Genomic DNA, 4,536 nt, shown 5'->3' on the forward strand with positions numbered 1-4,536 from the left:
CGGGGCAGCCGTGCCGCCGCGGCGCGGGAACTTGCGGTGGTGGGCGGGGCGGGCGACGGTGGGGGGATGGAGGCGTTGCCGGAGGATCTGTCCGCATTGCTGGAGGAGTACGGGCGGCATCTGCGGCTCGGACGCAATCGGTCCGAACACACGGTGCGGGCCTATGTGGGTGACGCGCGGGCGCTGCTGGGGCATCTGTACGCGCGATCAGCGGACTCGGCGCTGGGGGAGCTGGACCTGGGAGTCCTGCGGTCGTGGTTGGCGGAGCTGGCGGCGGGTGGGGCGGCGCGCACCACGCTGGCGCGGCGGGCATCCTCGGCGCGGACGTTCACCGCCTGGCTCACCAGGACCGGGCGGCTGGCCGAAGACCCCGGGCTGCGGTTGGCGTCGCCGAAAGCGCATCGGACTCTGCCCTCGGTGCTGGGCAGGCAGCAGGCGGTCGCGGCGATGGAGGCGGCGGAGTCGGGTGCGCGGCAGGAGGATCCGATGGCGCTGCGGGACCGGCTGATCGTGGAACTGCTGTACGCCACCGGCATCAGGGTCAGTGAGCTGTGCGGACTGGACATCGACGATGTGGATCGGGAGCGGCGGTTGGTACGGGTGCTGGGCAAGGGCGGCAAGGAGCGGTCCGCGCCCTTCGGCGGGCCCGCCGACCTGGCGGTGGAGCAGTGGTTGCGGCGGGGGCGTCCGGTCTTCGCGACGGCGCGGTCGGGGCGGGCGCTGTTGATCGGGCGACGCGGGCGCAGGCTCGACCCGCGCCAGGCCAGGGCGGTGGTGCACGAGGTGGTCTCGGCGATCCCGGGAGCGCCGGATCTCGGGCCGCACGGATTGCGGCACAGTGCCGCAACCCACCTGCTGGAAGGCGGCGCCGACCTGAGGGTGGTGCAGGAATTGCTCGGGCACAGCAGCCTGGCGACCACGCAGCTGTACACGCACGTCTCGATCGAGCGGTTGAAGAAGGTGCACGATCAGGCCCACCCGCGCGCGTGAGGCCGATACTCTTGTAACAGGTTCTAGTTCTGGAGGCGGGCGGATGACGGAAGCGGCGGAACGGGCGAGCGTCCACGAGGTGCTCGGCACCCGGATCACCATGCCGGTACGCATCCGCACCGCACACGCCTTCATGGCCACCTATGCCGTACCCGTCGCAGCCGCGCAGCGGATCATCGACTACTCCGGGCTGCGGGTGTTGCGCCTTCCCGGCGGTCGCGCACTCTGCACGCTGGTGTTCGTGCAGTACGTCGACGGCGACCTCGGTCCTTACCACGAGTTCGGAGTGTCGTTCATGGTCGGCCACCACACCGCGCCTTCGGAATCGGCCGTGGGCGATCTGCGCGCACTGCTGGGCGGCACGGCCGGGGTCTTCATCCACCCGCTGCCGGTGGACGGGGAGTTCACCCTCGCCGCCGGGCGCGGAATCTGGGGCTTTCCGAAGGAACTCGCCGATTTCGACGTCACCCACCACGGAATCCGCCGGGGGCGTCTGTCCCGTGACGGCGCCACGATCGTCGACCTCACCGTTCGCCCCGGTCTGCCGACCCCGATGCGGCGCAGCGCGGGAGCCTCCTTCGACGCCTACTCCCATATCGACGGCGTGACCCGGTGCACCCGCTGGGAGATGACGCCGACCGGGATGCGGGCGCGACTCGGCGGGGCCGACCTGGTGCTCGGCGACCATCCGTGGGCGGCCGAACTGGGGGAGCTGGGGTTGCCGCGCCGGGCGATCTCGGCGTCGACGGTGCGGAATCTGGAGATGACCGTCGGCGACGCTGCCGTCGTCTAGTTCGAACGAGGGCGGCGAGCCCGCCGGGTGCCGTGGCGCCCTTGCCCGGACCGGATCTCCGAATCGACCCAGCGCGGTTCGTGGACGGCCTCCGCCCGCACCGCTAGCCTGGCGTTGCGGAAAGTTTGCCTCATCGTTCCAGGTGTATGCGCATGTGATGGTAGGAACGCCCGAGTACGCACGTCATCACCGTACTGTCCCGGATCCGGCGGTCTGCTCCGCCTTGGTTGCCAGGAGGTCACCGATGGATATGAGCACTGCGGCCGAACCCGGTCGCCCGGTCGTCGCGGCCAACCTGCGGGCGGCCGCGATCACGGCCAGTGGCGGCGCCGACGTCGCAGACCGGGAACGCGCGGACGCCGAGCGCGGGTTCGTCGCGGCCCGTGTCCCCGGTGTGGTCACCACCGCCGACGGGACCGTGATCTGGGACAGCGACTCCTTCGCCTTCCTACGCGAACCGTGTCCGCCGTCGGTGCACCCCGGTGTGTGGCGGCACGCGGGGCTCGGCTGCAGGCAGGGACTGTTCCGGGTGGCCGAGGGCATCTACCAGGTGCGCGGTCTCGACCTGTCGAACATGACCCTGGTCGAGGGACGTGCCGGGGTGGTGGTGATCGACGCGCTGCTCTCGGCGGAGACCGCCGCCGCGGCACTGGGCCTCTACCGGCAACACCGGGGCGACCGCCCGGTGACCGGCCTGATCTACACCCGCGCCCGCGTCGACCACTTCGGCGGCTCGCCCGGCGTCGTCACCGAGGACGAGGCGCGAGCGGGCCGCTGCCCGGTGCTCGCGCCCGTGGGCTTCGACGACCACGCCGTGGCGGGCAGCGGTTACGTGGGCACCGCAGCCGCCAGGCGCGCCGCCTACGCCTACGGCGCGGTCCTGCCGCGCGGACCGCTGGGGGCGGTCGGGGCCGGGCTCGGGCAGACCACCTCGCTGGGCACCGTCGGCCTGGTCGCACCGACCGTCGAGATCGCCGACACCGGCCACCGCGCGGTGATCGATGGCGTCGAGCTGGTCTTCCAGGTGGTCCCCGGCGTGACCGGCCCGGCCGCGCTGAACATCCACCTGCCCGCCCACCGCGCGCTCTACCTGGCCGAGAGCCTGGACCGTCCGTTGACCGAATCACCCCTCGCCGGAGCCCAGGACACGCCCCCACGCGAGCGGGCCCGCCGGCTCACCGAGGCGCTCACCCTGTTCGCAGCCGACACCGAGGTTCTGCTCGCCGCCCACCACCATCCGATCTGGGGCGACGCCCGCATCCGCGAGACATTGGCCCGGCATCGTGACCTGCACGCCTACCTGCACGACCAGATCGTGCGGCTGCTGAACCTCGGCTACACGGGCGCCGAGATCGCCGAACGGCTGGAACTTCCGCCCGCACTGGAACACCTCGGTCCCGCGCGCGGCGGTCCCGCGGCCGTCTGCCACCACGTCAAGACCATCCAGCACCACTATCTGGGGTGGTTCGACGGCAATCCGGCGCACCTGTGGGAGCACTCGCCGGTGGAGGCGGCACGCAAGCACGTCGAGTTCATGGGCGGCGCGGAACAACTGTTGCGCAAGGCCCGCGAGTCCTACGCCGCGGGCGACTACCGGTGGGTTGCCCAGGCCGCCGGGTACCTGGTCTTCGCCGACCCGGACGACGAACGCGCCCGGCATCTGCAGGCCAGCGCCTTCGAACAACTGGCCTACGGCGCGGCCGACGCGGTGCACCGCAACATCTACCTCAGCGGGGCCTACGAGCTCCGCTACGGCATCTTCGGCACGCCCGCGGCCGGCGGCGTGCCGCTCGCACCGCAGACCATGACCGTCGAGCGGATCCTCGATGTCGCGGCACTGCGAGTGGACGGGCCGAAGGCCTGGGACCAGCACCTGGTGACCGACTGGCAGATCACCGACACCGACCGGACCCACCGCGTCGAACTGCGCAACGGTGTGCTGACCCACTATGTGCTGCCGGAGGAGCGCGCGCTGCCCGAGGCGGACGCCGTCTTCACCTGCTCGCGCACGGCGTTGGTGCGCGTGCTGCTGAGTGGCGAGGATTTCGGCGTGGTCGTCGGGGCGGGGGAGATCGCCATCGAGGGCGACCCGACCAAGCTCGCCTCGCTGGTCGCCGTGCTGGACAGCCCGGACCCGGACTTCGCGATCGTCACGCCCTGACCGGCGAGCGCGCCGCGCTCAGCGGCGGGCCCCGACCGTGAGCACGGTGCCCGCGTCGATGCTGCCGGAGACGATCCCGCCCGCCAGTTCGGCGAGCCTGCGGCCGGTACGCAGCGCGTGGGCGCGCAGACAGGCGAAGGCCTCGGCGTTGTCCAGACCACCCCGCTCGGCGAGTACCGCCTTGGCGTGCTCCACGGTGGCGCGGTCGTTCAGGGCGACGGGCAGGCGGTCCTGGATCGGCTCGACCCGGGGTCGCAGGATGTGCTGGGCCACCCCGATGGCGGCCAGATCGGCCAGGGTCTGCGCTGTGCGCAGCGGCGCGCGGGGCAACGCCTTCGGGCCGTCGCCCAGCACCGTCAGGGCGCCGAGGGTGTCGTTGCGCAGGCGCAGCGGCAGGGCGTAGACCGAGCGATATCCCCGTCTGCTCGCGTGGGTCGCGAAATCCGGCCACACCACCGACGCGGCGTTGATGTCGTCGACCAGGGCGGGCGCCCCGGTGGAGTAGGTGTGCCTGGCCGGGCCGTCGCCGGCCTCGCCCAGGGAGCGGGCCCCCGCGGAGGGGGGGGCCCGCCAGCCCCGCTCGCCGCGCTTG

Annotated in this window: 4 protein-coding genes; 3 read left to right on the forward strand and 1 reads right to left on the reverse strand. The window is 72.4% G+C overall.

Annotation, left to right across the window (positions count from 1 at the left end; translation table 11 throughout):
- The first annotated feature begins 66 nt into the window (after nucleotides 1-66).
- From QH283_RS11780 to QH283_RS11790, 3 genes are all read left to right on the forward strand, one after another.
- Complete coding sequence (locus QH283_RS11780; protein WP_280503047.1) at nucleotides 67-990, forward strand: tyrosine recombinase XerC; 924 nt, start codon at nucleotides 67-69, stop codon at nucleotides 988-990.
- 43 nt (nucleotides 991-1,033) lie between these two features.
- A complete protein-coding gene (locus QH283_RS11785) occupies nucleotides 1,034-1,783 on the forward strand; it encodes an acetoacetate decarboxylase family protein (RefSeq protein WP_280503044.1) in 750 nt (249 codons plus the stop codon).
- A gap of 250 nt (nucleotides 1,784-2,033) precedes the next feature.
- Nucleotides 2,034-3,944 (forward strand): alkyl/aryl-sulfatase, encoded by a 1,911-nt coding sequence (locus QH283_RS11790; RefSeq protein ID WP_432420713.1) that lies wholly within the window; start codon nucleotides 2,034-2,036, stop codon nucleotides 3,942-3,944.
- 18 nt (nucleotides 3,945-3,962) lie between these two features.
- Here the strand turns inward: QH283_RS11790 and QH283_RS11795 are convergent.
- A partial coding sequence (locus QH283_RS11795; RefSeq protein ID WP_280503046.1) for a GAF and ANTAR domain-containing protein occupies nucleotides 3,963-4,536 on the reverse strand: 574 nt, incomplete at its 5' end.

The organism is Nocardia farcinica, assembly GCF_029867845.1.
In the GTDB taxonomy this organism is placed as follows: domain Bacteria; phylum Actinomycetota; class Actinomycetes; order Mycobacteriales; family Mycobacteriaceae; genus Nocardia; species Nocardia farcinica_A.

Bases quoted from the DNA above. Each gene is read 5' to 3' on its own strand.
- QH283_RS11780 (WP_280503047.1), top strand. From the start codon at position 67: ATGGAGGCGTTGCCGGAGGATCTGTCCGCATTGCTGGAGGAGTACGGG.
- QH283_RS11785 (WP_280503044.1), top strand. From the start codon at position 1,034: ATGACGGAAGCGGCGGAACGGGCGAGCGTCCACGAGGTGCTCGGCACC.
- QH283_RS11790 (WP_432420713.1), top strand. From the start codon at position 2,034: ATGAGCACTGCGGCCGAACCCGGTCGCCCGGTCGTCGCGGCCAACCTG.